Origin of the sequence: Vibrio sp. MMG023, assembly GCF_021654215.1 — a bacterium.
GTDB lineage: Bacteria > Pseudomonadota > Gammaproteobacteria > Enterobacterales > Vibrionaceae > Vibrio > Vibrio jasicida.
This window is the reverse complement of sequence record NZ_JAKFZP010000033.1, coordinates 1-676: the sequence shown is the minus strand read 5'-3', so window position 1 is coordinate 676 and position 676 is coordinate 1. Positions and strand designations below refer to the sequence as shown.

General features: G+C 41.6%; 1 protein-coding gene. It reads right to left on the bottom strand.

Going from position 1 to position 676, the window contains the following annotated elements:
* Nucleotides 1-81 precede the first annotated feature (81 nt).
* Nucleotides 82-465 (bottom strand): hypothetical protein, encoded by a 384-nt coding sequence (locus L1076_RS26855; protein WP_237304882.1) that lies wholly within the window; start codon nt 463-465, stop codon nt 82-84.
* Nucleotides 466-676 lie beyond the last annotated feature (211 nt).

The window sequence follows — 676 nt, the reverse complement described above, 5'->3', positions numbered from 1 at the left end:
AGCCTCCGCAAACCACCTTAAACACTAAAATCAACGCATAGTAAAAATGCCACGCGTTGCGAATCCCTCTTGAACAGTTTGTTATGTGCGTTGCTCAAATTCATACTCTGTAAGACACCATTGCTTTGGACTTGACCAACTGATTTCTTTGAATGATGTTCTTAGGTCACCGCTCAATAAAAGTTGCTTCATAAAATGGCTAGGTGAAATATAAGCTTTATCATCGTAAGTAAACACAAAACCCTGCTTATTGAGCTCAAGCATCATCTGTTTGGTTTCCTTTGATTGAATCCCACCATTGAGAGCAAGCTCATCAATACGACCGCCTGTATCACCATCTCGACTGCTATTGCTTAACTTTATTGAGGTATTATCTATGGCAACAACGTGCGCCGGAGGGACTTCTCCTGATTGACCAAACTCAACTTTGTAAGGAGGCTGTTTTATCATTTGTTCTCCAAGCACATAACGCCCTGCTAAGGGGTGAGCAACGCAATACCGAAGCCGCCGCAAACCACCTTAATCACTAAATTCAACGCATAGTAAAAATGCCACGCGTTGCGAATCCCTCTTGAGCAGTTTGTTAGTTTGCAAACCCAACGCGTTGATTTTACGTTATTTTAAACTTTGCAAACAATAAGCTTTAAGTGTTTTGATCTACTTAAGCCAGGCGTAG